Below are 26873 nucleotides of genomic sequence, written 5' to 3'. Positions count from 1 at the left end.
TGCCTTATCAGCGATAGTCGGGCTTGGCCGTCACTTCCGGTACGGCCGCGGTCAGCGTCCCGCCTTGCTGGGCGGCGTCGGGTCCATCCTGACTGTTCTGGTCGATAAAGCCGTAATAGACGCCCCTGGTCAGTTTCGGACCGCCGCGCACCTCGGCATCGCCGCGGATCTGTGCCGTGCCCGACACGACTGTGCCGGGCTCGAACGCGCCGGGGCTCATGAAGATGGTGGCGACAACGGCCTGATCCTTCACGACTACCCCCTTGTCGAGGATGGTCATGGCGCCGACGGTGGCATTATCCTGAACCGTTCCGTTGACAATGATGGCGTGGTCTTCGATGCGGGCATTGCCCAGGACCTTGCCGCCCAGCACCTGGGCGTAAGGGCCGACATAAGCCGTGGCATCGACCTGGGCGCCGTCAGCCACCCAGCCGCCGCCGTTCTTGTGCCTGTGGCCCTTGGCCGTCGGCATCTTGGCGTTGGCTTCAAGACCCTGCGGCTTGGCGCCCTGAAGCTCGACCATCCACGGATAGCGGTAGATCGAGTAGTAGGGCTGGTCCCACCTGATCTTGTGCATCGTTTTCGGTGTACCCACCACGACCATGTAGACGGCCTTGTCACCGGGCTTGACCGGAAAGCTCATCTCGCCGTCGGCGCCGCCCATCAGCGGGCTGAGGCGCGACTGACCGTTGGCGTCGATTGCCACCACGCCCCAGCGCCAGTCGGAATCGGGATTGCCGACCCTGTCGGGTTCATTGGCGAGGCCGGGCAGGGTGGTCACAGCCGGCTTGTCCTGAACCACGCCCTTGAAAGTCACCGCGATCCTGGTTGCGCCGGCATCGGGAGCGAGCTGGACGATATTGTAGCCCCAGCGCTGCGGCGCCCAGTCAAACGGCACGGCATAGCGGCCCTTTGCGGCATCGACCGGATCGAGCGTAGTCACACGCAAACGACGATCGCCGTCACGCTGATCATAGCTGCCGTACTTGGCGCGATAGAGCACGCCCTGGTCGCTGCCGTCCGGATTGATGTAGTCCCAGTTGACATTGTACATCGCCCAGGCGCCGAAGACGTCGTTGAGGTCGTCCTGGCTCCAGCCCTGATTGCGCTTCAGGATCGAGAAGGGATCTTCTTCGAGATAGCCTGGCTGGCCGGTCTTGATCGCCTTCAGCCAGATGTCGTTAACGGCAGCGTAGCCGTACTCGTTCTTGACGTGCTCCAAGAACTGCCAGTTGCAATAGCGGTCGCGCGTCGAGCCGTAGTAGAGGTGCGGGAAGTTGACCAGCATCTCCGAGCAATGGACTTCCTTATTGTGGAACTCCGGCATCTGGTGCGTCATCCAGTTGGCGTGGCTTTCCCATAGCCAACCGACATAGGGTGAATCGCGTAAAGCGCGCGTCGAACCGCTCAGCGCATGGGCAAATTCATGCGCCAGTCCCCAGTTGTCCTTCAGCGCCGGCGGGGCGATCCACATGCCCATGTCGCGCTCGCCCGTCGGCCCGCCTGCCAGGCCAAAAGTCGGGTCGAGATTGATATTGGCCTTGTGCTTCTTCGCCGTATCGCAATAGGGCTCCGCGAAAGCGACCGGCCCCATATAGAAATTCCAGATTTCCTCGAGCTTGACGCCAGCGGCCTGGGCATCCTCAGGCTTGACGGTATTGTCCTTCCAGCGGAAGGCGAAGTGCGCGGTCTCATAACGCACCGGCGCTTCGCTGGATTCGCCGCCGGATACGATCGTCCAGTCGCCCGGCACGCAGGACTGGGTTTGAGTCTGGGCCTGCGCGGCCGTGGCGTAGCCCAGGGCCAGGGCGGCAAGGCTTACGGTCAGCAGCGCGCGCATCAGTTGCCATCCTTGGAAGCGGTGAACAGACGGACGCCGAACACCATGCCGGTCGAGCGGCTGTTGGTCGGCTGCAGGCGCATCAGCACGGTCTCCTTGCCCTTCGTCAGTTCCTCGGGAATATCATAGGTCTCATCGAAGAATTCGCCAGGCTTGGGCGCCGTCGGATGCGAGACGCTGACGGCGACCTTGCCGTCGATCATCACGTCGTAGGACCGGCGGTCGTCACCCCAATAGGTGGCTTGCAGCTTGAGCGGTCCGGCATCCTTGCCAGCTTCACGGCGAACCTTCATGGTGAACTGCATGAAGCCGCCCTGGCGGGCGTCGCGGCCGTTGCGGCCACGATAGGTGCCGGGCCACGACACGTCCGATTCGAGATTATGGTCGCGCTCGGGCTGCATTTCACCAAGGTACATGACATCGACGGAGCGCGCCGACAGGTCGCGCTGGCGCTCCTGTTCGGCCAGAAAGGCGGCCTCTTCCGTCTTCCATTCGGCTTCGGTGAAGCGCTTGAAGTAGATGCCGCTACGACGTTCGTACTGGCTGTAGAAGGGAACGAAGTCCATGTCGCCGGGGCGGCCGGAGCCCTTGGTGCGGTAATGTGCCTTCTCCAGGCTGACCGGCGCAAAGGTCGCCAGCAGATTGTCGCCGACCAAGGCCGGTTCGGTGCCCTTGTAGTCGCTCTCGACCGAGCCGAGATCGGCAGCCATGACCATCGGACCGCGCAGGAGAGCCACGACATTCGGATTGTCACTGGTCGCTTCGAAGCGCAGATCGAGCGGGAGTTTGAGACGCGCCGTATCGCCGACGCTCCAGACGCGATCAACAATCAGATAGCCGCGATTGCGCGTTGCGCCGACTGCCTTGCCATTGACCGTCAGCTCAGCAGATCGCGCCCAGGCGGGCACCCGCAGCGCGACCTTGAAGCGCGTGGGGCGACGGAGTGCCGTGACCGCAAAGCGGATGTCGCCGTCATAGGGATAGCCGGTGTCGATCCGGACGTCAGCATCCTTGGTGGCCCACTTGGCCGCCGCCGGGATATAGAGATTGACGAACAGAGTGTCGCTGTTTTCCCAGAAGATGGATTCGCCATGCTTGGCGTGGCTTTCCATGCCCGAGCCATGGCAGCAGGTCCAGTTGTCGACCGGATCGGAAAAGCCGCGCGCCGCCCCTGTGAACAAAGGCGTCATATAGCTGAACATGCCGGTTTTCGGGTTTTGCTGCGCCATGACGTGGTTCAGGTGGGCGCGTTCGAAATAATCGAAATAGCGCGCATCGGCGTCCCAGCTATATAGGTGCCGGGTCAGCTTGAGCATGTTGTAAGTATTGCAGTGCTCGCAGGTTGCCTCGGTAATGTGCTTCGAGATCGTGTCGGGCTGGAAGAAGTACTCGCGGTCGGCATTGCCGCCAATGACGTAGGAGTGGTGATTGACCACGCGCTCCCAGAAGAAGCTGGCGGCCTTGCGGTTGTCGGCCTTGCCCGAGACTTCGTAGAGGGTCGCTTCGCCGAGCAGCTTTGGTACCTGGGTGTTGGCGTGGTTGTTGGCCAGCTTGTCTTCGCCGGCGATCAGCGGATCGATCATGCGCTTGTGGTGCATGCGGCGCGACAGGCTGAGCCAGCGGTGGTCCTTGGTGCGACGGTAAAGCTCAGCGAACGAATCGTTCAGTCCGCCGAATTCGCAGTCGAGGACCTTCTGGACCTGTTCGTCATTAAGGGCGGCAAAGACGCGATCTATATAGCCGCCGAGACGCACGCCGACCGTGATGCCCTTGTCGTGGCCGCAAAAGGTCTGGGCGTCGAACAGGCCGCCATAGAGCTTGTGCCAGTTATAAAGCGGCACCCAGCAGCCATTGAGATCGAACCCGGCCGAGCGGATGTCACCCGCCATGATTTCCGGGAAGATCTCCTTGCCGTCGACGACGCTGCCGTCCTTGCGCTTGCGCGTAAAGCCGGCGACATAGCCGTCGCCATGGGCGCCCTGGATCAATGCCAGTTCGTCAATAATATAGGCCGCGCGGACTTTGAGCGCGGCATTGCCGGTCTGGGCATGCATCAGCGAGATGGCGGACAGGTAGTGGCCCAGGCTGTGGCCGGCGATGGTGTCGCGCTCCCATCCGCCGTACATTTCGGCCTTGGGCTTCAGCCCCGCGCTCTTGCGGAAATTGTGCAGCAGACGATCGGGATCGACGCTCAGCAGGTACTGTTCATTGACGTCGACAGCCGTCTTATAGGGCGAAGGCAGGAGACGCACGTCGCTAAGGGGCAAGGAGCGTGTGGTTATGGGGCTGCCGATCGTGTCGGCGCGCAGAGGTCCGGCGGCCAGGGTCAGAGCCAGCGCGCCTGTGCCGGAAAGGAGTCCGCGACGATTCATGACAAGTGTGCCCATCTTAACATCCCTATATGTCTGACATATGTATACGATATACAGAGAAGATTTCAACAATGTTGTCGGACAATATCGTCGTTCTGTCAGAATTTGTGCCGATCACTGCAGAGAGCACACCAAAGAAAATAAAATCATATTTTCGGAAATATACAATTTAAACTTCATAAATTAGAAGTTGCAACGAGAAAATACATGCACACTTATAGTATGTATCGCGCTTTATTTGCAAATATGGGAGGATAATTCTGACGTTTATATAGCTGAGGTGCCCTGACATCTTCGTTGCATTTATGACACTCATTTGGCGATAGTGCATGGAACAAGGGCCGGGTCACGTATATCGTATAAAATATTTTGACGGTTTTGTAAACTTGTGTCTTCATAGCGTCGCACATTTGTCAGGGAAAAAAGGACAAGGCATTATGAGGATTAAGCGGACATATCTGGTCACCGGGGGACTGATCGCTGCGGTGCTGTGCTCGCCGGCCGTCGCGCAGGACGTTTCTGCGCAAGGCGACACGAGCGCTACGACAGCTGAACAGAATGACGACGTCGTTGTCGTCAAGGGCATTCGCAAGAGCCTTAAGACCGCGGTCGACCGCAAGCGCCGTTCGGCGCAGATCGTCGATTCGATCGATGCCGAAGACGCCGGCAAGCTGCCTGATAACAACGTCGCCGAAGCCATTTCGCGCGTTACAGGCGTTCAGATTACGCGTGAACGCGGCGAAGGCGGCAGTGTCGCCATTCGGGGCATGACGGACATCCAGACCTCGGTTAACGGCAAGGCGACCAACTCGGGCACCGGCCGCTCCGCCGGGCTGAACGACGTCCCCGCCGAATTGCTGAAGTCGGTCCAGGTCTACAAAACCCGCACCCCCGACCAGGAAGAAGGCGGCATCGCCGGCACCGTCAACGTCGACCTGCGCCGTCCGCTGGACCTGCCCAAGGGCTGGACGGCCGCAGGCAGCGTCCGCAACGTCTATAGCAATGTCGGTGAGACCGAGAGCCCCTACATCAGTGGCCTGATCGCCAACCGCTTCGACACCGCAATGGGTGAGATGGGCTTCCTGCTGAACCTGTCCTTCCAGAAGAACAATTACGGCGAACAATATATCGAAAGCGAAACCCCGCGTGAATTCTGGGGCAACCAGCTGACCAGCCTGCCGGCCGACCAGAAGGGCACTGTGGGCGTCTATAAGGTCCGTTACGGTGTCGAACGCGGCTATGTCGAGCGTCCGTCTTACAACGCCGCCTTTCAATGGCGCGCCAGCGATCAACTGACCTTCCTGCTCGAAGCCTCGCAGTTCAACGCCAAGGAGCACCGCCAGCTGGACGTGCTGGAAGCGCGCCTGAAGGATTCGAACGCAACACTGTCTGACGTCGTCCTGATGCCGGATGGAAAGTCGCTGAAGTCTGCCACCTTCACCGGCACCGACCTGCCGATCGGTCCCTGGGCCAACGACCAGGCGATCGATATCGTCAACCGTCGTATCAACTTCGAAACCCGCTGGACCAATGACCGTTGGGACGTCGACGCCGGTATCTCGCTCGACGAAAACAATTTCGATATGGAATGGTACCGCCAGACCATCCGTTTCAGCACGGCCACCCAGTTCAAGATCGACATGAACTCGCCCAACACCATCCAGGGCGCTCCCTATGTCGAATATACCGGCATCGATCTTGACGACGTCAATAACTACTACCTGCATGAATTCGAAAACGGCAAAAGTTTCGAAGACAGCAAGGAAAGTGTCTGGCAGTTCAACGCCAGCTACCGCGTCAGTGACGACAAGCTGATCCGCTCGGTGAAGTTCGGCGCCCAGCACAAGGATCGCCAGACGGGCCGTGCCTACGGCTATCGCTACGCGACCTTTGCCGCGCCCAACCGCGTCAAACTGGTCGACTTCCCGACCGGCCAGGGTTACGACGAAGTATCGATCAAGGTTCCGGGTTTCGACTCACCGACCTGGTACCGCCTGGACCTCGACAGCATCATCGACAACTTCGACGATATCCGCGCCTACGCCCAGGCCCGCAAGACCAATACCTTCACGGGTTCGGGCGGCTGGACGGATGAGGTCGTGACGACCGAGGACGGCTTCGGCTCGTTCAGGGCCACCGAAAAGAAATCGGCGGTCTACGCGCAGGCGACCTACGGTATAGACTTCGGCAATATTCCAGTGGACGGCGTCATCGGCGTCCGGAGCACGAGCACGAAGGGCACCAGCACGACCAAGCAAAACCCGACCGCTCCGGAGCTGACCGACGAGCTGGATTATAGCTTCCTTCTGCCCAGTGCGACGGCCGTGGTGCATTTCACGCCCAAGCTGCAACTGCGCCTGGCCTATACCGAGAACGTTCAAAGCCCGAACTTTGGCGAAGCCACGTCCTGGGTGTCGCTGGACAATGGCTGCCGCTGCGGCTGGGGCGGCAATACCGATCTGCGTCCCAACCACGAAAAGAGCTATGACGCCTCGTTGGAATACTATTTCGGCCGTGGCGGTATCGTATCGTTCGCGACCTACCTGAAGAAGCCGGACGGCTTCATTACCTGGACGCACGAAGTCAACGTTCCCGTTGGCGGTTATGAGGGCCTGTGGACGATCGACCGTCCGACCAACGCCGGACCGGGCGAGTTCCAGGGCTACGAGTTCTCCGCCCAGGGCTTCTTCGACTTCCTGCCGGGCAAGTGGAAGAACTTTGGCGCCAGCGTCAACGCGACCTACAACGAGAAGGCGACGATCAAGTACCCGTACCTCGACGACACGGGTCTTGGCGACTACAACGCGGTCGGCAATTCGAAGTCGACCTATAACCTGGCGCTGTACTACGACACGCCGGAATTCAGCGCCCGGGTCGCCTATAACTATCGCGACAGTTACCGCGACAGCGCCGACCTGAACTATGCCAACGGCCTCTACTCGCTCTACGTCGATCCGACATCGCGTCTCGACGTGGCGGTCAACTGGACGCCGATCAAGCAGCTGACCCTGGCGCTTGAAGGCACCAACCTGCTGGAAAACAATACCCAGCGGTTCTGGGGGGAGCAGCATCTGATCCCGATGGGCATGCGGGTCCAGGCCCGGACCATCCAGCTTAGTGCCCGCTTCCGCTACTGATAGCCGGCGGATATGTTAAAGAAGCAGCCTGCCGGAAACGGCAGGCTGTTTGCGTGTCGACGATCAAGGATTAGGCTCATGAAGGTCACCATCCACTCGCTTGGTAACGAAGGCAACAAGCTCATCGTCATCGACCAAGCCGTGCCGGCCGCCGATGGCCTGATCGCCATGGCCGCGATGGGCGAACCGTTTCGCGACGTAACGGCCAGCAGTTATCCGGGTATTCGCCGCGTGCTCAGCCCGGCGCACGAAGCCGAGCGCGACTATGTCAACTTCCTGTGCAACCTCGCCGGGCCGGTCATGCACGATGTGTTCGGCATCAAGCGCTTTGCCGTGGACCATGCGGCGTTTTCACTGATGACCAAGCGTCCGTTGCAGGCCAATCCCCTGACGCGGATCCCGCACTATGATGAGATCACCCAGGTCAAATATGCGCTCCTCCATTTCCTGACTCCGGTATCCCAGGGCGGAACGGGTTTCTATCGCCATCGTCGCACGGGCTTCGAACGCATAACGGCCGACCGCAAGGACAGGTTCCATGAAGGCCTGCGCGAAGATTGGGCGGATTACGGAGATCCTCCCGAAGCCTATATGAGCGGCTCGGACAAGGCCTATGAGCAAACCGGCTATTTCGAAGGTGTTTTTAACCGGCTGCTGATCTATTCCGGCGCGCTTCTGCACACGGCGCAGATACCGGAGGCGTTCGCCTACAGCGCCAGTCCAAGAACGGGCAGGCTTACGGCCAACCTGTTCCTGACCGTCCCACAGCCCTAGACAGGAACGAGGTTGGGCGACGGGCAGGCCTTGGCAAGGTAGGCCTCGTGGCTGGGCATGGCGGCAGCAAGGCCGGCTGTGCCTTCGCGAATCCGGTCCATGCGCCAGCGGAACTCATCCTGCGGCATAATATCGGCGAGCGGATGATACGACGCCGGTTCCATGCCCTGGCCGACCAGGATGGCAAACCAGCTGGCCTCCTTGAAGAGCTCCGCGTCACGCACCAGCGGCTGGTTGTGCGCCTTGAAGGACTCCAGTCGCTGGGCCAGACTATCGGGGATGTCCATGTGCTTGCAATAGGCCCAGAATGGCGTGTCTTCGCGCTCGGTGACCTTGTAGTGCGCGATCAGGAAGTCCTTGACGTTGTCATAGTCGGCAAGCAGATCGTCATTGAAACACTTGCGCTGGATCGCCGTAATGCCGTCGCGCGGGAAGTATTTCAGCAAGGTCATGATGGCTTGCTGGACCAGCCAGATCGAGGTCGATTCCAACGGTTCCAGAAAACCGGAAGCAAGACCCATGGCGACGACATTGCGGTTCCACATCTGCCGGCGATGGCCTGTCTGGAAACGCACGACGCGCGGATCGGCCTGGGCCGGGCCATCGAGCCGTTCAAGCAGCTTTGTCGAAGCCTCATCTTCGGACATGTATTCCGAACAGAAGACGTAGCCGTTGCCCGTGCGATGCTGCAGCGGAATCCGCCACTGCCAGCCGGCTTCACGCGCGGTTGAGGTGGTATAGGGGGCCGCCGGGCCGACCTTATCGCACGGCACGGCCGCGGCGCGGTCGCACGGCAGCCATTTCGACCAGTCCTCGTAGCCGCTTTTCAGCGTCTGTTCGATCAAAAGGCCGCGGAAACCCGAGCAGTCGATGAACAGGTCGCCTGCGATCACCTGGCCGTTCTCAAGGACCACGCCGGTGACATCGCCGCTTTCAGGGTGCTGTTCCACACGGACAATCTTGCCTTCACGCCGAACGACACCCAGCTTTTCCGAATAGGCACGTAAGGTTTTGGCATAGAGCGAGGCGTCAAAATGGAAGGCGTAGTTGACGCGCGGCGCCTTGGGGTTGATCTCCTCGATCCGGCCGAAACGGTTCTGGCGCGCCGCCATGGTCTGGGGATTGAACAGGCCGAAGTCGCCATTACCGCCGGCCTTGCGGTAACGCATCAGATGATGGTTGAAATTGACCCCCATGTCGATGCCATAGGCGCCGAAAGGGTGGAGGTAGTCGCTGCCCTCCGCCGTCCAGTTGACGAAGCGAATACCGAGCTTGAAGGTGCCGTTGACGGCCTTCAGAAACGCGTTCTCCTCGAGGCCCAGCATGGCGTTGAATTCCTGAATCGGCGGGATGGTCGCTTCGCCGACGCCGACAATGCCGATCTCGTCGGATTCGACGAGAGTGATGCTGTAGCCCGCACTGCCAAAGGCGCGCGTCAGCGCCGCCGCCGCCATCCACCCCGCGGTGCCGCCACCGACAACAACGATCCTGCGAACAGCGCCCATGATAAACCTCTGAAGTCCCTGCAAACCTTAGATATGAAGTCATCGCCGGGCCAGTGTCAATCTTACAGTATATCGTATAATTTATTTGACTGAGTTGATATCTATGCGAAAACTCGTCGTGTTGGCGTGGGGCTTGGAACCGCCGACCGAGCATATTTCCACTTAACCGGAAGGTTCCTCCCATGCGTCTCCGCTCCCTGATGTTCGCTGTCTGCGCCACCGCCCTGATGGCGGCGCCCGCCATTACCGCTTTCGGTCAAATCCCGGCGGCTGCGGCCACGCAGGACCCGCGGGCGGCGAAGGCCGAGATGTACATGTCGGGCAAGATCGGCGCGCTGATCACCGACCTCAATATCGGCGCACGCTTTGTGGGCGGCGGCAAGGGCGTGGTTTATCGCCTGGGCAAGCGCGGGGAGGGGCGTTTTCTTCTCGCCGATCCGCACACCGCCACGACGCGCGAACTGGTCACCGAAGCCGTGCTTGTGCCTCTGCTAACCGCACAAGGCGCCAAGATTGACGGTCCCGCCGATATTCGGCTGCAGGACTATGACCTTGAGACCAAGGTGCTGAAGGTATCGGCGTCTGGACGTGACTGGCTCTATGATACCGGCACGGGCGCGTTGAAAGCCGCAGAGGCGCCGGCGAAACCCGACGGCGTCGTCTCGCCTGACGGCAAGTGGAAGGTTGTCGCGCGTAATTACAATCTGTGGCTCATCGAGGTTGCGACAGGCAAGGAAACGGCGCTGACCGTCGACGGCAGCTATGATCGACGGTACGGTCAGAATTATCCGCTGCTTGGCGATATGGTCGCCGCCAATTCCGAGACGCCGTCCAACGACGTGTCGGTGCAATGGTCCCAAGACTCCAAGAAGCTGCTGACCTACCGCCTGGACCGCAACGGCAGCTATATCTGGCATGCCGTCCAGCAGAACCCGGCCGGCAGCCAGTTCGCCCGCGAATTCTCCTATGTCTACCCGACGGCCGGCGCCAAGGACGTGCCGCAGATCCATCCAATCGTCGTCGATCCGGCCGAAGCCATCAAAGGCAATGCCGCCATCACTGCCATCGATGCGCCAGCGCAGTCACTGCTGTGGCCGGGCGATCCGGCGCTCTACTGGGATGAGGGGCGCGTCATCTACGAATGGCAGCAACGCGGCTATGGTGAGGTCCGCCTTTATGAAGCCGATCCGGCCACAGGCAAGGCCGAAATCCGCGTTCGCGAAGCGCTGAAGCCGCTGGTCACCGTGACCTCGACCGCTATCCGCAATACCTCGGAGCTGGGCGGCTATCTGGTCATCTCGGAACGCTCCGACTGGGCGCAGCTCTACTACATCAAGCGCGGCGAAGACCCCGATGGCGGCAAGGCGCTGACCAAGGGCAACTGGGAGGTCACCGAGATCACCCATATCGCCAAGAACGGTCCGATCCTGGTCACTGGTATCGGCCGTGAAGCTGGCGTCAATCCGTACTACAAGAGCCTCTATCGCGTCGATCTGAGCGGCAAGATCGTCAACCTGACACCGGAGCCATTGGATCACGAGACGCGCGTGTCGGATGACGGCCAATGGATCATCGACCGCATGTCGTCACCGATCGAGCCGACGCGCACGCTCCTGCGCCGGGCGTCGGATGGCGCCATCATCATGGAACTGGGCCGCGCCGATCCGGCGGCGTTGCTGGCCACTGGCTTTACAATGCCGGAACCGTTCGAGACTTTCGCTTCCGACGGCAAGACGAAGCTCTATGGCATGATCCACCGCCCGGCCAATTTCAATCCGTCGAAGTCATACGCGGTGATAGAAAACGTCTATACGGGTCCGACGACGCATCGTTTCGGCGAGTCCTATGACGACAACGTCGTCGCGGGCCTGAATGGTTTGGCGCAATGGGGCGCCATCGTCGTCACCATCGATGGGCGGGGCACGTCGCAGCGCGGCAAGGCCTTCCGACTGCCGGCCTATCAGAACCTGGGCGAGGTCGGTCTCGATGACCACATCCACGTCCTGAAGGCCATGAAGGCGAAATACCCCTACTTCGATCTTGACCGCGTCGGCGTCTATGGCGGCTCGGCCGGCGGCTACGACACAGCGCGCTTCGTCCTGCGCCGTCCGGATTTCTACAAGGTAGGCGTCGCCTCGTCAGGCAATCACGACCTTCGCCTCGACAAGGCGTGGTGGCCGGAAGTGTCGATGGGCATCGCCGACGACGCGACCTGGGAGCGTAATTCCAACATCTCCGTCGCCGGCAATCTCAAGGGCAAGCTGATGCTCATCCACGGCGATATCGACGACAATGTGCCGGTCGCGGCGTCGCTCAGGCTATCCAATGCCCTGATCAAGGCCGGCAAGCCGCACGAACTGGTCATCCTGCCGAACACAAACCACGCGGTCATGCAGCCCTATTACTGGAACAAGCTGACCAGCTTCTTTGCGACGCACCTGATCGATGTGAAGTAAGGAAGGTGCGCGCTTAGCGCACCTTCACCAGCACCGCGCCGTGGGTGGGCACTTCGTAACTGAAGCCCGCTCCGGCCGCAGAGTCGGTATGTGCCCATAGGTCGCGCACGTTTGATGCGCCAGCCAAGCCGATATCCGACCAGGCGCCCTTAAGCGTCACCGGCGCGTCGCCACGGTTGAAGAAGCCGACAGCCGTTGATCCGTCGCTCAACTTTTTGCTCCAGATTTCGGTCGTGCCGTCCTTCTTGACTGGCAAGCCTTGCGTGCCGGCGGGGTCCTGGTCGACGGCGATGACTTCGCGATTGGTCAACAGCGCCACAGTTTCCGGCGTCATGGTACGCAAGTCGTTGCCGAGCAATAGCGGCGCCGCCATCAGCGCCCACAGCGACATATGCGTCTTGTATTCGTCGTGTGTCATCCCGCCATTGCCGACCTCGAGCATGTCGGGATCGTTCCAGCCATTGGGGCCGGTGTGGTTCGGCTTGCCATTAGCGTCGAAGCCGATCCACGACATGCGGGCATAGTTGTCTTCGATATCGCCGGTCGTGCGCCACAGATGGCCACCGACATCGCGGCCCCACGACCCGACATCAAAGCGGCCGTATTGGCAGAGGCTATAGACGATATCGCGGCCAGTCGCGGCCAGGGCCTCGCCCATCTGTTGATAGGTGGCGTAGACCGTTTCCTTGGTATTATAGAAGGCCTCGCCGGAGCAGAGGTCGTACTTCAGATAGTCGATGCCCCATGCCGCCCAGGTTTTCGCATCCTGTTCGACATGACCGTAGGAGCCTTCATAGCCGCCGCAGGTCTTTGGGCCCTGCGAGCTGTAGATGCCGATCTTCAAACCTTTGGAATGGACATAGTCGGCCAGGGCCTTCATGTCCGGGAACTTTTCGTTGGGCTGGAGTACGCCTTGTGCGTCGCGCTTGCCCTGCCAGCCGTCGTCGATATTGATATAGACATAGCCGGCGTCGCGCAGGCCCGAACTGACCAGGGCGTCGGCGATTTCTCGCACCGTCTTGTCGTCGATGTCGGTGGCGAACTTGTTCCACGAATTCCAGCCCATCGGTGGCGTGGCGGCCAGGTTTTTTTGCGCAATAACGCGATGCGGGGGCAGGGGATAGGTCGGGAAATCGAGCGCCTTGATCTCAGCTTTCGTGCCCTTATGGGCGGTAATGTCGAAGTCCTGGTACCAGAGCTTGCCGGTCATGCGCAGCCCCTTGTCGTCCTTGGCGATGACGATGTCGGAGGGCGTGAGTCGCGGATTGCCGTTATAGATCTGGAAGATCAGCCGGTCACCATCGGCGCGCAGGTCCTTCATCGGCAGATCGCCGTACCAGCGCGAGGTAATAGTGCCGGCCAGCTTGCCGGCTTCTTCTTTGATGACAACACGGGTAAAGTCAGGATATTTCGGCGAGCTGTCGAAGACATATGCGCCTTCCGGTGGCGCCGCCATGGCGCCGTGCGCCAAAGCCCATCCGCTGATCAAGGTAGCCGTCAAAAGCCCGCGCATCGCGATCCTCCTTTACATCGTCATATCGTATACAGTATCCATATTTATCCATTCGTCCATCCGAAAAAGGTCCGCATGTCCCGCTCCCTGATCCCCCTGCTGTTTCTTATGGCTGCCGGCGGCGCTTCGGCCGAAACCTGGACGGTGACTTCGCCTGACGGCCGCAATGTCGTGACGCTTGATCAGTCGGGCACGGACCTGCCGGCATGGTCGGTAACGCGTGATGGCTCAGCCGTGATCGCGCCATCGGCGACCGGCCTGCGCACCGATGTGACGGGCTTTGGCGTCAAGGGCTTCACGGTCGTCGACGCCAAGACCCGCAAGGTGAACGAGACCTACGCCATTGTGCTTGGCAAGGCGAAGACGGCGCCCGATGTCTATACCGAGACGCAACTGACCTTTCAGGAAAAGGAAGGCGGGCGGGCGATCGGCCTGATCGTGCGCGCCTATGATGACGGCGTGGCGCTGCGCTACGTTCTGCCTAAGCAACCTGGCTTCGAAACCTTCGGCGTCTACGGCGAAAAGACCGAATTTTCGTTCGCGAAGGATTACGACTGCTGGGGCCTGAATATCGGCAAGTACCACAATGCCCACGAAGGCGAGTTCGATCCGGTCAAGTCGTCGCTGATCCGCGACCACTACCTGCTCGACTCACCGCTGGTGTGTAAAACCGGCGAGAAGGAGACGGCCTTTGCCATCGCCGAGTCGGATGTCAAAAACTATCCGGCGACCTTCTACACGCGCAAGGGCGACAACGGGCTGGGTATCGCCATCAAGCTTCCCCCGCGCCTCGACAGCGATTCGATCAAGCCTTACGTCGCCAAGATCACCCAAACCGAGGGCGAATTCCGCACGCCGTGGCGCGTTGTCATGCTGGGCGACAGCGCCCGCGACCTCGTCTCGTCCAACCTGGTGGCGACGCTCGGCGAGCCGTCGAAGATCCAGGACACCTCATGGATCAAGGGCGGCAAGAGCGCCTGGGACTGGTGGAACGGCTTCAATGCGCCGGTCGCCAAGCCAGGCATCAATACCGAAACCTACAAGGCCTATATCGACTTCGCCAGGGAGATGGGGCTTGACTACATCCTGATCGACGAGGGCTGGTACACCGGCTCGTCCACGCGCCCGCGCAACGGTTCGGACGTTACCAAGCCGATCCCGGCCGTCGACATGCCGGCCATCCTCAAATATGCCAAGGAACGCAATGTCCGCGTCATGATCTGGCTGCAGTGGCAACAGCTCGACTGGCAGATGGAGGAGGCGTTCGCGGCTTACGAAAAATGGGGCATTGCCGGGGTCAAGATCGACTTCATGGATCGCTCCGACCAGGACATGGTCGACTATTTCCACAAGGTGCTGTCAAAGGCGGCCGACCATAAGCTGCTGGTCGACCTGCACGGCGCCTATGCCCCAAACGGTCTGGTCCGCACCTGGCCGAACTACATCACCCAGGAAGGCGTGCTGGGCGCCGAGTACAATAAATGGACAACGCGGATCACGGCGCGCCACAATGTGACGCTGCCCTATACGCGCATGATCCTGGGCCCAATCGACTATACGCCGGGCGGCTTCGCCAATCGGACGCCGGAGACGTTTGAAATCCATGAGAACCGCCCGCTGACCATGACGACGCGCGGCCAGGCCATCGCCATGTACGTCGTCTACGACAGCCCGCTGGTCATGGTCTCCGATGCGCCACAAGCCTACAAGAAGGCGGATGGCTCGTGGGAAGAGGGCGTCGATTTCATCCGCGACGTACCGGTGAGCTGGGACGAGACGCGTGTGCTTGCCGGGGATATCGGTGAGTATATTGTTACCGCCAGACGCAAGGGCGATGCCTGGTATATCGGCGCCATGACCAACGAATCCGGCCGCACGATCGAACTGCCCCTGAACTTTCTGGGCGACGGCCAATACGAAGCAAGCGTCTGGCAGGACGGCGCAACGCCGATAACACTCGACCACAGCGCGCAAGCCGCCACACGCGATACGATTATTACCCTGAAGCTGGCGCCATCAGGTGGGGCAAACTTGCGCATCAGTCCAAAGACTAAGATTTTGAAAAATAAGCGCTAAATTCCCATTGCTATAAAATGGTATAATATATACTTGACGCCGACAGGGGGGCATGGTTCTCTTAGTGCGGTCGATACCTCCTCCGGGGTCGTCAAGGTTAGGCTGAAGTGTTTCCGCGGGTGGAGCATCGGCGACGCAAAGCTGTAGAATAATCATTCTGCCGTCGGACTGCGTCGTAAGGTCTTCACCCGCGCGTACGCGTTAAGTTTCGCCTATCCCTGATCTTCGGATCATCGACCCTTGCCGGTTATCCGTTTTGCAACTCCCTGCGGCGGTTTTTCTTGGACGGGATAAACTTCGGCGTCCGTCGTGCATGTCTTATGTCCTGGCATGACGGGCGCTTTTTTATTTCGGGCCGATCCCGCCGGGCCGAAGGAGCCTTTGAGATGACGTCCCCCTTCCGCCTATTCACACCTCTTCTTGCCGCCATGATGGTCGCCTCCACCGGGGGGAGCACGCAAGCTCTGGCGCAGACCGCAAACGCCGTCCTGCCGTGGAATACGCCGGAAGCGCAGACAACGCTGTTCGAAACCAAGGAATTTGACGGCGCCTTCCAGACAAGCTCTCAGACACTGGTGGCGCTGAAGCCGAAGGGGCAGGGCGGATTCGACTACCTGCCGTCCAACCGCTTCACCCAGCGCACCGGTGACGGCTACTACCGCCTGGGCGACCTCGACCTGCGTGTCCGCCTGGCAGGCGACACGGCCTGGCAGGACTATTCGACCGCCTTCAAGCGTGGCGTCATCAAGCCACTGCGGGCCGGCAAGGGCGTCATTGCTTCAGCCGACATCTCCGGTGCCTTCGCAGGGACCCTCCCGCTGAAGGTCGTGCGCACCTGGGCGGTCGACAAAGGCCAACTGGTGCTACGTTTCGCTGTCACGAATCCGGGCAAGACCGCCGTCGAGATCGGCGGCTTCGGCGTGCCGATGGTCTTCGACAATATCATCACCGGCCGCCACCTCGAAGAAGCGCACGACGTCGCCTCCTTCTATGACCCCTATGTTGGCCTCGACGCCGGCTATCTCCAGGTCAACCGCCTGAACGGGAAGGGGCCGTCATTGCTGGTCCTGCCGGACACGCAATCGGCGAAGTTCGAGCTCTATAAGCCGATCCTCAATGAGCGCACGCCCGACAAGGCGATCAAGATCTACAGCGATCCCGAACCGCGCAACATGACCTTCGAAGGCTTCTATAGCTGGATGGTTGCCTCGAAGGGCTTTACCGATGAATGGAAGGACGCCCAGCAGTGGAACGAGACCACCTCGATCACGCTGAAGCCCGGCGCGACTTCCACCTATGCCTTCCGCTTCGTGCTGTCGCCATCGATCCGTGAGATTGAAACGACCCTGACGAAGAATGACCGTCCGGTCGCCGTCGGTCTTCCCGGCTATATTGTACCGACCGACATGCCGGCCTCGCTCTTCCTGAAGGCTAGGCAACCCGTCAAGGCGATCGCCCAGTCGCCCGAAGGCGCGCTCGATATCTCCGCCCCGATCAAGGCGAAGGACGGCTGGCTGAAATACACAGTCACCGGCAAGATGGCCGGCCGAGTGCGTGTGACCCTGACCTATGCCGATGGCTCGCGCCAGGCCATCCACTATCTCGTCACCAAGCCGGAGGCCGAGAAGGTCGCTGACATGGGGCGCTTCCTGACGAACGAGCAATGGTACGAAAATCCCAAGGACCCGTTCGGTCGCAGTCCGTCAATCATGGGCTATGACCGCGATAAGAACCAGATCATCACACAGGACAATCGCGTGTGGATCTCGGGGCTGAGCGATGAAGGCGGCGCCGGTTCGTGGCTGGCCACCATAATGAAGCAGCTCGACAATCCGACACCGGAAGAGGTGGCCAAATTCGAGCGCTTCGCGTCGGAAACCCTGTGGGGCGACATTCAGGTCTCCGAAGGCGAGGACAAGTACGGCGTGCGCAAGTCGGTCATGTTCTATGACCCCGCCACCATGCCCGAAGGCACCTATGACCCGGCACTGAACTGGAAAGTCTGGTCGGCGTGGGACCGCAAGGGCGCCGCGGATCTTGGCCGCTCCTACAACTATCCGCATCCGGCCGCCGCCTGGTGGACGCTCTATCGCCTCGGCCGCTACCATCAGGGCCTGGCGACCAAGGAAACGTGGCAGACCTATCTGACGCGCGCCGCCGAGACGACCAAGACCATGATGACCAAGGCGCCGTACTACACCCAGTTCGGCCAGATGGAAGGCGACGTCTTTGTCTACATCCTCGAGGACCTCAAGCGCGAAGGCATGAGTGATCTGGCCAACGAGGTCCAGGCGCTGATGAAGAAGCGCGCCGACCACTGGCAGACGCTGAAATATCCGTTCGGTTCGGAAATGCCGTGGGATTCGACCGGTCAGGCCGAGGTCTATATGTGGGCGCGCTATTTCGGCGACCAGAAGGCGGCGGATTCAACCCGCGAAGTCATCCTGGCATACGATCCAACCGTCCCGCACTGGGGCTATAACGGCTCGGCGCGCCGTTTCTGGGACTTCCTCTATGCCGGCAAGACGTCGCGCATCGAGCGTCAGCTGCACCACTACGGTTCGTCATTGAACGCTGTGCCGCTGTTCGACGCCTACCGCGCCAATCCCAAGGATTTCCACCTGCTGCGCGTCGCCTATGGCGGCCTGATGGGTTCGCTGACCAATATCGACGATCAGGGCTTCGGCTCGGCGGCCTTCCACTCCTTCCCGGACATGATGAAGTTCGACGGCATGAACGGTGATTACGGTATGAGCTTCTTTGGCCATGCCGTCGCGGCGGCCTCCTACCTGGTTGACCATCCGACCTTCGGCTGGGTCGGCATGGGTGGCATCGTCACGGAAACCCCCGATACCATCACCTTAGCGCCGAAGGACAGCGCGCGCAGCCGCGTCTTCGTCGCGCCGGCCGGGCTGTGGCTGACCCTCAAGGCGGGAAAGATTGAGACCGTCAGCTACAGCCCGTCCACCGGCAAGGTCACCCTGACCCTGGCGCCTGCGACGTCCACCACGCCGCAGGCCTTCCTGGATGTCGAAGTGACCACCAAGGACGGCCACGGCTACGCCCCGGCATCGCTTCAAGCCGGCCCACGCGGCGGCTACGCCATCCCGCTCGGCGCAGTTGCCACCCCGGTGGAGCTGATGCCGCAAAAATAAAGTTACTTTTGAGAGGATCGCGGCTTGGCTGCGGTCCTTTTTTCGTTCACCCTGTCCGTCAAAACGACAAGAAATAAAGGAAACCCATGGGATTGTTCGGACCCTTAAAGCCCTTGCAGCGCGCCGAAGAGGACGGCAAGGCCCTGGCGAAGACCCTGAGCTGGCCACACCTGATGGCGCTCGGCATCGGCGGCATTATCGGCACAGGCATCTATACCCTGACCGGCGTCGGCGCCGGATTGGCCGGACCAGGTGTCATTATCTCGTTCGCGCTTTGCGGACTGGTCTGCGCCTGCGCGGCCCTGTGCTACACGGAGATGTCGACCCTGATCCCGACGGCGGGCTCGGCCTATACCTACAGCTATTCGAGCATGGGCGAGATTGTCGCCTGGATCGTCGGCTGGGCGTTGATCCTCGAATACTCCCTGGCCTGCTCGACGGTTGCCGTCGGCTGGTCGGCCCACCTGATCGGTTTCCTGGAAGAGGCGGCGGGTTTGAAACTCCCCGCGGTCCTGCTGGCCGGCCCCTATGCGGGCGGCCTGGTCAACCTGCCGGCGGTTCTGGTGTCGCTGGCGGTCATGGGCCTGCTGCTGATCGGCGCGCGCGAAAGCGCCACGCTCAACATCCTTCTGGTCATCATCAAGATCGTCGCCCTGGGCGCCTTTATTGTCCTCGGCTTCCCGGCCATCCAGGGCGGCAACTACGATCCCTTCATGCCGTTCGGCTTCATGGCGCATGAGATCGGCGGCGAGAAGTTCGGTGTAATGGCTGCCGCCGCCATCGTTTTCTTCGCCTTCTTCGGCTTCGACGCAGTCTCGACCTCGGCGGAAGAGGCCAAGAATCCTGGCCGCGACCTGACGGTCGGCATCCTGGGTTCAATGGGTATCTCGACCCTGATCTACATGCTGGTCGCGGCCGTCGCCATCGGCGCCGTCGGCTATCAGGACATCTCGTCTTCGGGCGAGCCCTTGCCGCACGTCCTGCGCACCCTGGGGCAGCCGCTTGTGGCAACGCTGGTCGGCGGCGCGGCCATTGTCGCCCTGCCGTCGGTCATCCTGGTCATGATGTACGGCCAGAGCCGGATTTTCTTCGTCATGGCGCGCGACGGCCTATTGCCTAAAGCCGTGGCCGCGGTCAACAGCAAGGGTTCGCCGGCGCTGATCACCCTGATCACCGGCATTGCGGTCGCCCTTGGCGCCGGTTTCGTGCCGCTGAAGAAGATCGCCGAACTGTCGAACGCCGGCACGCTGATCGCCTTTATCGCCGTGGCGCTGTCGATGATCATATTGCGCAACAAACTGCCGAATGAACCGCGCAGCTTCAAGGTGCCGTTGCATTGGGTCGTCGGCCTGATCACTATCGGCGGCTGCGCCTTTATCTTCTCGAGCCTGCCGGTGCAGAGCCAGGGCTTCACCCTGATCTGGATGGTCGTGGGCCTCGTCGTCTACTTCGCCTATGGCCGGTGGAACAGCGTCCTGCGCAAGGCGAAATAGGCCGGTAGGCAAGCAAAAAAGGCTGCGGAGCGATCCGCAGCCTTCAGGCTACTGACAAACCCCCTATCTTTTTTGAGAAGGGCCAATTGCCACAATTTGATTCCGATATGTTCACCGCTTGATTCCGAGACGTTCCGTGAATCAGGTGGCAATATACCGCATGAAAATTGTCCACAGACTTTGTCAGCAGCCTGAAGGCTGCGGAGCGATCCGCAGCCTTTTTCGTATCTGACGATGGCCGACTTACGCCGCCGGGTTCTTCTCAAGCTCGAACTGCTTGCGCAGGTCTTCCAGGGTCGAGTTGATATGATCGTACATCATGCCTTCGACGACCTTGGCCTGGCCGGCCGCCCAGGCTTCGTACATGGCGGTGTGTTCCTCATGGGCGCGGCTGTCGCGACCGGCCGGCTCCAGGTGCTTTCCGACATAGCGTTCGGAAATCAGGTTCAGGCGTTCAACGACCTGGATGGTCACCTGGCGCTGGATCGGGCGCACCAGGGCCATGTGGAAGTTGCGGTTCATCTTGCCGACCTTCGAACGGTCGGAGCCGGCGGCCTCATCGAGCGCCAGCAGGGCGTTATGTGCCACCTTCTTGTCGGCGTCGGTCGCCTTCTTAGACGCCAGGCCCACGGCTTCCGGCTCGATCTTCAGGCGCAGGGCGTAGACCTCCTCGACCTCATCGAAGGACAGGGAGCGGACGAAGAAACCGCGATTGGTGATGTAGAAGAGCAGGCCGTCCTGCTCGAGACGGGCGAAGGCCTCGCGCAGGGGAATCTTGCTGACGCCGAGTTCGGCGGCCAGGGCGTCCTGGCGAATGGCGGTATCCGCCGGCAGGTCACCTGAAATGATCCGGTCGCGGATCAGTGCATAAATTTGCTCGGACAGGGTTTGTACGACAATAGCCATGCTTTATCGGCCTCGATTCATCTGTGCAGTCTGCACCGATTGGTACGCGTTACAATATTATTCAACTGATTATATTGTATACAGATATGTGAATTTTCGTTGAATGCGACATTTCTGACGCGGGAATGAAAAACATTGGAAACTTTTGCGACGGTCGTGACGCCGCGCAAAAAAGTCTAGAGAACCTGAAAGCCCTGCCAGAAGGTGTCTTCGCGGTCGATCCAGATCGTATTGAACCCGGTCGAAATTGCGCTGCCTTCAATCGACGGAATGATCGCGACCTGATCGCCCAGCCTTGTTTCAGCCTCGACCTTGCCGATGAAACGGCTGCAGATATAGCTTTCGTGCACGAAACTCTCGCCGACCTTCAAACGCCCCGTGGCGTGCAGATGCGCGATGCGGGCCGATGTCCCCGTGCCGCAGGGTGAGCGGTCGATGGCGCGTTCGCCGTAGAAGACGGCATTGCGGCCGTCGGCGCCGTCGTGCCTGGGCTTGTCGGCCCACAGGACGTGGCTGACGCCACGAATGGTGGAATCCATCGGATGGATGGGCTCGTAGGCCGCGCGCACCAGCTCGCGAATCGTTCGGCTCAGCTCGATGATTCGCGCCGCGCCCAGGTCGTCCAGGCCGGTGTAGGCGACATTTTTTGTTCCTTTGGCAGGCTCGATAATGGCGTAGTAGTTGCCGCCGTAGGAAACGTCGACTGTCAGCGCGCCAAAGTCAGGCACATCGATCTCGATACCCGTCTTGGCCAGGTAGGCGGGAACATTGGTGATCTTGATCGCCGTGACCTTGGGACCATTGGTCTTGTATGCAATATCGATGACGCCGGCCGGCACGTCCAGCTTGAGGCGTCCCGGTGTGCGCGGCGTGATCAGGCCGTTTTCCAGCGCGAAGGTGACAATGCCGATCGTGCCGTGCCCGCACATGGGCAGGCAGCCCGAGGTCTCGATAAACAGGATGCCGGCATCCGTATCGTCGCGCGTCGGCGGGTACAGAAAGCCGCCGGACATCATGTCGTGGCCGCGTGGCTCGAAGCACAGCCCGGTCCGGATCCAGTCGAAGCGCGTCAGAAAGTCCTGACGGCGCTCTGACATGGAGTTGCCCTTGAGGAGCGGGGCGCCCCCCGCAACGAGGCGGACCGGATTGCCCGCAGTATGGCCATCGATGGCAAAGAAGGTATGGCGCATAGCGGACTCGTGCAGGAAGGTAGATATTACGCCGCTTTTACGATCTTCAGGCTCGGGCGGGAAGCCGCTGCCTTTTCGACCATGGCGGTGACTTCGGCGCGGCGCGCACCGGTCAGCGGCATGCGCGGCATGCGGACGCGTTCCGAACCGCGGCCCATGATCTGCTCGGCCAGCTTGATCGACTGGACGAGGTCGTGCTCGGCGTCGAGGTGCAGCAGCGGCAGGAACCAGCGGTAGATTTCGCGGGCCGTGTCGATGTCGCCGGCTTCCAGCGCCTTGACCAGCATGACCGATTCGTGCGGGAAGGCCGAGGTCAGGCCCGATACCCAGCCCTGGGCGCCCAGAAGCAGGCCTTCGAAGGCGACGTCGTCGAGACCGGCGAAGAGGACATAGCGGTCACCGAAGGCATTGTGCATATCGGTGAAGCGGCGGGTGTCCGGCGTCGATTCCTTGACGGCGACGATGTTCTTGACCGGCTTCAGCGCTTCCAGCACCTCATTGGTGATGGCGACGCGGTAGGCCGTCGGATTATTATAGAGCATGATCGGCAGCTTGGTGGCTTCGGCGACCTGGGTGAAGTGCGCGATCAGTTCTTCAGTGCGAGGCACATAGACCATGGCAGGCAGCAGCATCAGACCGTTGGCGCCCAACGCTTCGGCGTCCCGCGCCCAGGCACAGGCGAGCGGCGTGGTCAGTTCCGACACGCCGGTGACGACCGGCACGCGGCCGGCGACGACTTCGACGATGGCCTTCAGCAGGGTGCGCTTTTCGTCGGCGGTGAGGGAGTTGTTTTCGCCGCAAGTGCCCATGGCAATAATGCCTGTCACACCGTCACGGATAAGGTCGTCAACGACACGCTGCGTATCCGCGTAGTCGATCGAAAGATCTTCCTTGAACTGCGTGGTTACCGCCGGAAAAACACCGCGCCAGTCGATTCTCATTAAAAATGCTCCATGAACCCGTATACAGGTTATACGGTATACTATATGCGATAATGCTGTGCAACAAGGATGATTAAGGTATGGACGTAATTGTGGTCGGCGGCGGGGTGGTGGGCCTCAATATCGCCTTGTCGTTGCAGGCGCAGGGTCAGACGATCACACTGATAGAGCGCGAGCGCAACCGGACGTCCGCAAGCTACGGCAATGCCGGCCATATCGCCATCGAACAGGTCGAGCCCCTGGCGTCGATGGCGATGATTCGCTCCGCCCCCGGAAGACTCTATCCAAAAGGCGCGCTGGCTCTGCCGCTGAGCGCCATTGCGCACTGGTTGCCATTTTCCCTGCGGCTGCTGCATGCAGCGAAGGCGTCGCGATTCGCCGCCGGCAAGGCGGCATTGTCTGCCGTGGTCGCCCAGGCCATGCCGGCGTGGCACAGGCGGATGGCCAATATCGGCGCGACCGACCTGCTGCGCACCGACGGACACTATATAGTATGGGAGAGCGCGGAAAGCGCGCGCAAGGGGAGGGCGGCCTGGACTGCCGCCGACACCGGAACTGCGATCTTTCACGACGCGACGGAAGCGGAACTGCGTGAACTGTCCAGCATAACAAGCACCCCCGTCCATGGCGCGATCCGCTTTGAAAACACCGGTCAGATCATCGACAACCGCCGCCTGCTCGAAGCGCTGGAAGCGGCGTTTGTGGCGCGCGGTGGCGTGATAATCACGGCGGACGTCGCGAACATAACAGACGGTAACGCGCCGCAGGTCCGCTTGAGCAGCGGCGACGTCGTGCCGGCAAGAAAAGTCGTTGTTGCGGCCGGTGTCTGGTCGAAGGCTCTGCTCGAGCCCCTGGGCGTCACCATCCCGATCATCGCCGAGCGCGGCTATCATATCCAATCGCCCGTACATAAATGGCCGAAGGGTCTGCCACCCGTCGTGTTCGAGGACCGGTCAATGATCGTCACCGGTTTCGAAGGGGGCCTACGCGCCGCCAGCTTTGTCGAGCTGGGTCATGTGTCGGGGCCGCCCGACCGGAGCAAGTGGACCCGCCTGCGCCGCCACGTTTCCGAGCTTGGCCTGCCCTTCACCAACCTGTCGAGCGCCGACGAGTGGTACGGCGCCCGCCCGACCCTGCCGGACTACCTGCCGGCGATCGGCAGACTGACGCCTGAGGGCAATGTCTGGTATGCCTTTGGCCACCAGCATCTCGGTCTGACTCTGGCGGCCATCACCGGCGAAATGGCGGCCGATATGCTGTCCGGCACGCCTGCGCCAACCGCCTTTTCGCTAAAGCGCTTCCAGTAGGATATTGTAATGATCGGCTCTTCGACCATTCAACACGAACTCGCCGCCCTGACGCCGCCAGAGCCTGCGCCGCTCATTACGCGCGATGAACGCCTGGCGCGGCTCGACAAGGCGCGACGGTTAACAAGCGAAATGGGCGCCGGTGCGCTGCTGGTCGGGGCAGGGGCGTCATTACGCTATTTCGTCGGCCTGCCCTGGGGCGCGTCAGAACGCCTGATCGGCCTGCTGCTGCCGGTCGATGGCGATCCGATCCTCATCTGCCCCTATTTCGAGCGCGGTTCGGTCGAGGCCGACACGCAGATCGCAATGGACTATCGGCTGTGGCACGAGCACGAAAGTCCCCATGCCCTGATCAGGCAGGCGCTCGGCGACTGGGGCGTGACAAAGCTTGCCGTCGATCCGGCCATGGCGTTCGAAATGGTCAGCCGTCTCGGCAAGGAGACGGGAGCCGAAATCTTTGAGGCCTCGTCGGTCATCAATGGCTGCCGCATGTACAAGTCGCCGACCGAACTGGCCGCCATGCAGCAGGCCAAGTCGATGACGCTTCAGGTCCACCACGCGACGTCGCGGATCCTGCACGAAGGCATCACCGCGGCGGAGGTCACCCAGTTCATCGAGGCCGCCCACCGCAAGTTGGGCGCCGCCGGTAATTCCTTCTGCATCGTCCAGTTCGGGCGTGGCACAGCGTTTCCGCACGGCCTGCCAGGCGTGCAGACCCTGCGGGAAAACGACCTCGTCCTGATCGACACCGGCTGCTACGTCCAAGGCTATTCGTCGGATATCACCCGTACCTACGCTTTTGGCAAGGTGGATGAGGAACACCGCCGCATCTGGGACATCGAAAAGGAAGCGCAAGCGGCCGCATTTGCTGCGGTTAAGGTCGGCGCGCCATGCGAGACCGCGGATTATGCTGCGCGGAAAATTCTTGCGAAATACAAGCTCGGCCCTGACTACGACCTGCCGGGGACGCCGCATCGCACCGGCCACGGCATAGGCCTCAACATCCACGAACCCGCCTATCTGGTGCGCGGCGATAAGACGCCGTTTGCACCCGGCATGTGCTTCTCCAACGAACCGATGATCGTCGTGCCGGATCGCTTCGGCATCCGGCTGGAAGACCACATGTATGTCACCGAAAATGGCGCGAAATGGTTCACGGAACCGCAGGCGGCCATCGACCGGCTTTAATTATTGAGGTTCTGCCGCAGCACGCGTTTGATCTGGGCGATGCGTTGCGGTGTCATCTCACCCAGCGTACCGCGCTCCTGCGGCGTGAGGTGCGCCAGCGGCGCCTCGCTGAAAATGTGATAGTCGAATAACGCCTTCCAGATTGCCTTGCGGGACGACGGCTGATCGCGCAGCGCCAGCACCGCGTGGAACAGCGCGTCATAGGCTTGAGCCGCCGCCTTCGGCGCATCGTCCCACCAGTAGTTGATCATAACGTTGAAGCGCGCCAGCGACCGGACCTGATGCCACCAGCCGAAAGGGATATATAAGACGTCCCCGGCTTCGAGTTCCGCTATCTGGACAGCGTCCTGCGCCAGTGCAAAGCGCGGATAGCGTTCCAGGTCCGGGTTTTCCGGGTCGACCATGCCGACCGGCACGCCGCCGATCGTCCGGTCGAACGGTCCGGGATAGAGGTTCGGCAGTTGCTCGGGCGGATAGAGCATGACGCGACGTCTGCCCGCCACCACGCAGATCAGGTTCTGGTTCAGGTCGTAGTGGACGCGGGTCACCGTCTCATTGCCGATCCAGATGCGCGGCTCGATGCCCGGCGGCAATAGGTCCAGGCGATGCGTATCGCGGACCGCCGGCAGGTAGCGATGCAGTTCCGCTGACTGAATGAAGATGGATTGCGGTGCGGCCGATGATCGCTCGGTCTTCAGGTTATTGAGCACCTGGCGCAGCGGCGCCGGACCAAAGCGGAAGTTCTCGCTGCGGGTGTCGGCGCCGTAGAAGAAGTGTCCCTTGATCTCCGGCGCGCCGACATAGACGCCATAGGGATCGCCGCGATCGTGGGACAACAGGTAATCGATCAGCGCGTCGTCGGAGCCAAATGCCATCATCGGCCAGCCCGAAAGCAGGCCCTTGAGTACGGCGGGCTGATTCGCTGGCTGGATGTCATTGGCGAAACGTTCGGGCGTTACCCCGGAAAACGCAGCGACCACGTTACGCGCCGTCTCATAAGGTGACATAAAAGCATCACAC

At 61.0% G+C, this 26873-nt stretch carries 16 protein-coding genes; 8 read left to right on the top strand and 8 right to left on the bottom strand.

The genetic code is table 11. The features are described 5' to 3' along the window. Positions 1 to 7: 7 nt before the first annotated feature. Both J2X24_RS17795 and J2X24_RS17790 read right to left on the bottom strand, forming a co-directional pair. The gene (locus tag J2X24_RS17795) at positions 8 to 1840 is read right to left on the bottom strand and encodes an Svx/AvrXca family virulence/avirulence protein (RefSeq protein WP_209724596.1); all 1833 of its coding nucleotides are present in this window, start codon (positions 1838 to 1840) and stop codon (positions 8 to 10) included. Beyond that, positions 1840 to 4227: a glycoside hydrolase family 127 protein gene (locus tag J2X24_RS17790; protein ID WP_209724594.1), complete on the bottom strand. Its 2388-nt coding sequence runs from the start codon at positions 4225 to 4227 to the stop codon at positions 1840 to 1842. Before J2X24_RS17790 ends, J2X24_RS17795 begins: the two co-directional genes overlap by 1 nt. 422 nt (positions 4228 to 4649) lie before the next feature. Between J2X24_RS17790 and J2X24_RS17785 the strand changes: the two genes are divergently transcribed. Both J2X24_RS17785 and J2X24_RS17780 read left to right on the top strand, forming a co-directional pair. Then, on the top strand, positions 4650 to 7349 hold the full coding sequence (locus tag J2X24_RS17785) for a TonB-dependent receptor (RefSeq protein ID WP_209724592.1): 2700 nt from the start codon (positions 4650 to 4652) through the stop codon (positions 7347 to 7349). Positions 7350 to 7427: 78 nt separating this feature from the next. Next, entirely contained in the window at positions 7428 to 8123 is a 696-nt protein-coding gene (locus tag J2X24_RS17780; protein ID WP_209724590.1) for a DUF6445 family protein, read from the top strand. On the opposite strand, the gene J2X24_RS17775 is transcribed toward J2X24_RS17780, so the two are convergent. Next, positions 8120 to 9628: a tryptophan halogenase family protein gene (locus J2X24_RS17775; RefSeq protein WP_209724588.1), complete on the bottom strand. Its 1509-nt coding sequence runs from the start codon at positions 9626 to 9628 to the stop codon at positions 8120 to 8122. The genes J2X24_RS17780 and J2X24_RS17775 overlap by 4 nt on opposite strands. Before the next feature lie 182 nt (positions 9629 to 9810). On the opposite strand from J2X24_RS17775, the gene J2X24_RS17770 reads away from it, so the two are divergent. Beyond that, positions 9811 to 12084 carry a S9 family peptidase gene (locus J2X24_RS17770; RefSeq protein ID WP_245344905.1) on the top strand — a complete coding sequence of 758 codons (2274 nt, stop codon included), beginning with the start codon at positions 9811 to 9813 and terminating at the stop codon, positions 12082 to 12084. A gap of 13 nt (positions 12085 to 12097) precedes the next feature. On the opposite strand, the gene J2X24_RS17765 is transcribed toward J2X24_RS17770, so the two are convergent. Next, complete coding sequence (locus tag J2X24_RS17765) at positions 12098 to 13597, bottom strand: glycoside hydrolase family 27 protein (RefSeq protein ID WP_209724586.1); 1500 nt, start codon at positions 13595 to 13597, stop codon at positions 12098 to 12100. A gap of 75 nt (positions 13598 to 13672) precedes the next feature. Here J2X24_RS17765 and J2X24_RS17760 point away from each other — a divergent pair, with 75 nt between their 5' ends. The 3 genes from J2X24_RS17760 (at position 13673) to J2X24_RS17750 (ending at position 20321) form a co-directional block, all read left to right on the top strand. Continuing rightward, positions 13673 to 15673, top strand: coding sequence for a glycoside hydrolase family 97 protein (locus J2X24_RS17760; RefSeq protein WP_209724584.1), 2001 nt, complete (start codon positions 13673 to 13675; stop codon positions 15671 to 15673). A gap of 386 nt (positions 15674 to 16059) precedes the next feature. Next, complete coding sequence (locus J2X24_RS17755; RefSeq protein WP_245344899.1) at positions 16060 to 18828, top strand: DUF5695 domain-containing protein; 2769 nt, start codon at positions 16060 to 16062, stop codon at positions 18826 to 18828. Between the two features lie 86 nt (positions 18829 to 18914). After that, positions 18915 to 20321, top strand: coding sequence for an amino acid permease (locus J2X24_RS17750; RefSeq protein WP_209724582.1), 1407 nt, complete (start codon positions 18915 to 18917; stop codon positions 20319 to 20321). Positions 20322 to 20564: 243 nt separating this feature from the next. Here the strand turns inward: J2X24_RS17750 and J2X24_RS17745 are convergent, their stop codons facing one another. The 3 genes from J2X24_RS17745 to J2X24_RS17735 all read right to left on the bottom strand — a co-directional run bounded on the left by J2X24_RS17745 (position 20565) and on the right by J2X24_RS17735 (position 23358). Beyond that, complete coding sequence (locus J2X24_RS17745) at positions 20565 to 21227, bottom strand: GntR family transcriptional regulator (RefSeq protein WP_209724580.1); 663 nt, start codon at positions 21225 to 21227, stop codon at positions 20565 to 20567. Positions 21228 to 21403: 176 nt separating this feature from the next. Then, positions 21404 to 22417, bottom strand: a complete 1014-nt coding sequence (locus J2X24_RS17740) for a 4-hydroxyproline epimerase (RefSeq protein WP_209724578.1) — start codon at positions 22415 to 22417, stop codon at positions 21404 to 21406. A 26-nt stretch (positions 22418 to 22443) separates the two neighbouring features. After that, positions 22444 to 23358 carry a dihydrodipicolinate synthase family protein gene (locus J2X24_RS17735; RefSeq protein WP_209724576.1) on the bottom strand — a complete coding sequence of 305 codons (915 nt, stop codon included), beginning with the start codon at positions 23356 to 23358 and terminating at the stop codon, positions 22444 to 22446. 80 nt (positions 23359 to 23438) lie between these two features. Between J2X24_RS17735 and J2X24_RS17730 the strand changes: the two genes are divergently transcribed. Both J2X24_RS17730 and J2X24_RS17725 read left to right on the top strand, forming a co-directional pair. Next, the gene (locus tag J2X24_RS17730) at positions 23439 to 24665 is read left to right on the top strand and encodes an NAD(P)/FAD-dependent oxidoreductase (RefSeq protein WP_209724574.1); all 1227 of its coding nucleotides are present in this window, start codon (positions 23439 to 23441) and stop codon (positions 24663 to 24665) included. A 9-nt stretch (positions 24666 to 24674) separates the two neighbouring features. Beyond that, positions 24675 to 25853 carry a M24 family metallopeptidase gene (locus J2X24_RS17725; RefSeq protein ID WP_209724572.1) on the top strand — a complete coding sequence of 393 codons (1179 nt, stop codon included), beginning with the start codon at positions 24675 to 24677 and terminating at the stop codon, positions 25851 to 25853. Here J2X24_RS17725 and J2X24_RS17720 read toward each other — a convergent pair. Then, entirely contained in the window at positions 25850 to 26860 is a 1011-nt protein-coding gene (locus tag J2X24_RS17720; RefSeq protein WP_209724570.1) for a cupin-like domain-containing protein, read from the bottom strand. The genes J2X24_RS17725 and J2X24_RS17720 overlap by 4 nt on opposite strands. Positions 26861 to 26873 lie beyond the last annotated feature (13 nt).

Origin of the sequence: Asticcacaulis solisilvae, assembly GCF_017875235.1 — a bacterium.
Taxonomy (GTDB): Bacteria; Pseudomonadota; Alphaproteobacteria; order Caulobacterales; family Caulobacteraceae; genus Asticcacaulis; species Asticcacaulis solisilvae_A.
Note: the sequence above shows the minus strand (reverse complement) of the source record. Positions and strands in the feature narration are given on the sequence as shown.

Coding starts and splice junctions, on each gene's coding strand:
- J2X24_RS17780 (WP_209724590.1), top strand. CDS start 7,428: ATGAAGGTCACCATCCACTCGCTTGGTAACGAAGGCAACAAGCTCATC.
- J2X24_RS17790 (WP_209724594.1), bottom strand. CDS start 4,227: ATGGGCACACTTGTCATGAATCGTCGCGGACTCCTTTCCGGCACAGGC.
- J2X24_RS17755 (WP_245344899.1), top strand. CDS start 16,060: ATGACGTCCCCCTTCCGCCTATTCACACCTCTTCTTGCCGCCATGATG.
- J2X24_RS17735 (WP_209724576.1), bottom strand. CDS start 23,358: ATGAGAATCGACTGGCGCGGTGTTTTTCCGGCGGTAACCACGCAGTTC.
- J2X24_RS17770 (WP_245344905.1), top strand. CDS start 9,811: ATGCGTCTCCGCTCCCTGATGTTCGCTGTCTGCGCCACCGCCCTGATG.
- J2X24_RS17740 (WP_209724578.1), bottom strand. CDS start 22,417: ATGCGCCATACCTTCTTTGCCATCGATGGCCATACTGCGGGCAATCCG.
- J2X24_RS17760 (WP_209724584.1), top strand. CDS start 13,673: ATGTCCCGCTCCCTGATCCCCCTGCTGTTTCTTATGGCTGCCGGCGGC.
- J2X24_RS17730 (WP_209724574.1), top strand. CDS start 23,439: ATGGACGTAATTGTGGTCGGCGGCGGGGTGGTGGGCCTCAATATCGCC.
- J2X24_RS17765 (WP_209724586.1), bottom strand. CDS start 13,597: ATGCGCGGGCTTTTGACGGCTACCTTGATCAGCGGATGGGCTTTGGCG.
- J2X24_RS17745 (WP_209724580.1), bottom strand. CDS start 21,227: ATGGCTATTGTCGTACAAACCCTGTCCGAGCAAATTTATGCACTGATC.
- J2X24_RS17720 (WP_209724570.1), bottom strand. CDS start 26,860: ATGTCACCTTATGAGACGGCGCGTAACGTGGTCGCTGCGTTTTCCGGG.
- J2X24_RS17725 (WP_209724572.1), top strand. CDS start 24,675: ATGATCGGCTCTTCGACCATTCAACACGAACTCGCCGCCCTGACGCCG.
- J2X24_RS17795 (WP_209724596.1), bottom strand. CDS start 1,840: ATGCGCGCGCTGCTGACCGTAAGCCTTGCCGCCCTGGCCCTGGGCTAC.
- J2X24_RS17750 (WP_209724582.1), top strand. CDS start 18,915: ATGGGATTGTTCGGACCCTTAAAGCCCTTGCAGCGCGCCGAAGAGGAC.
- J2X24_RS17785 (WP_209724592.1), top strand. CDS start 4,650: ATGAGGATTAAGCGGACATATCTGGTCACCGGGGGACTGATCGCTGCG.
- J2X24_RS17775 (WP_209724588.1), bottom strand. CDS start 9,628: ATGGGCGCTGTTCGCAGGATCGTTGTTGTCGGTGGCGGCACCGCGGGG.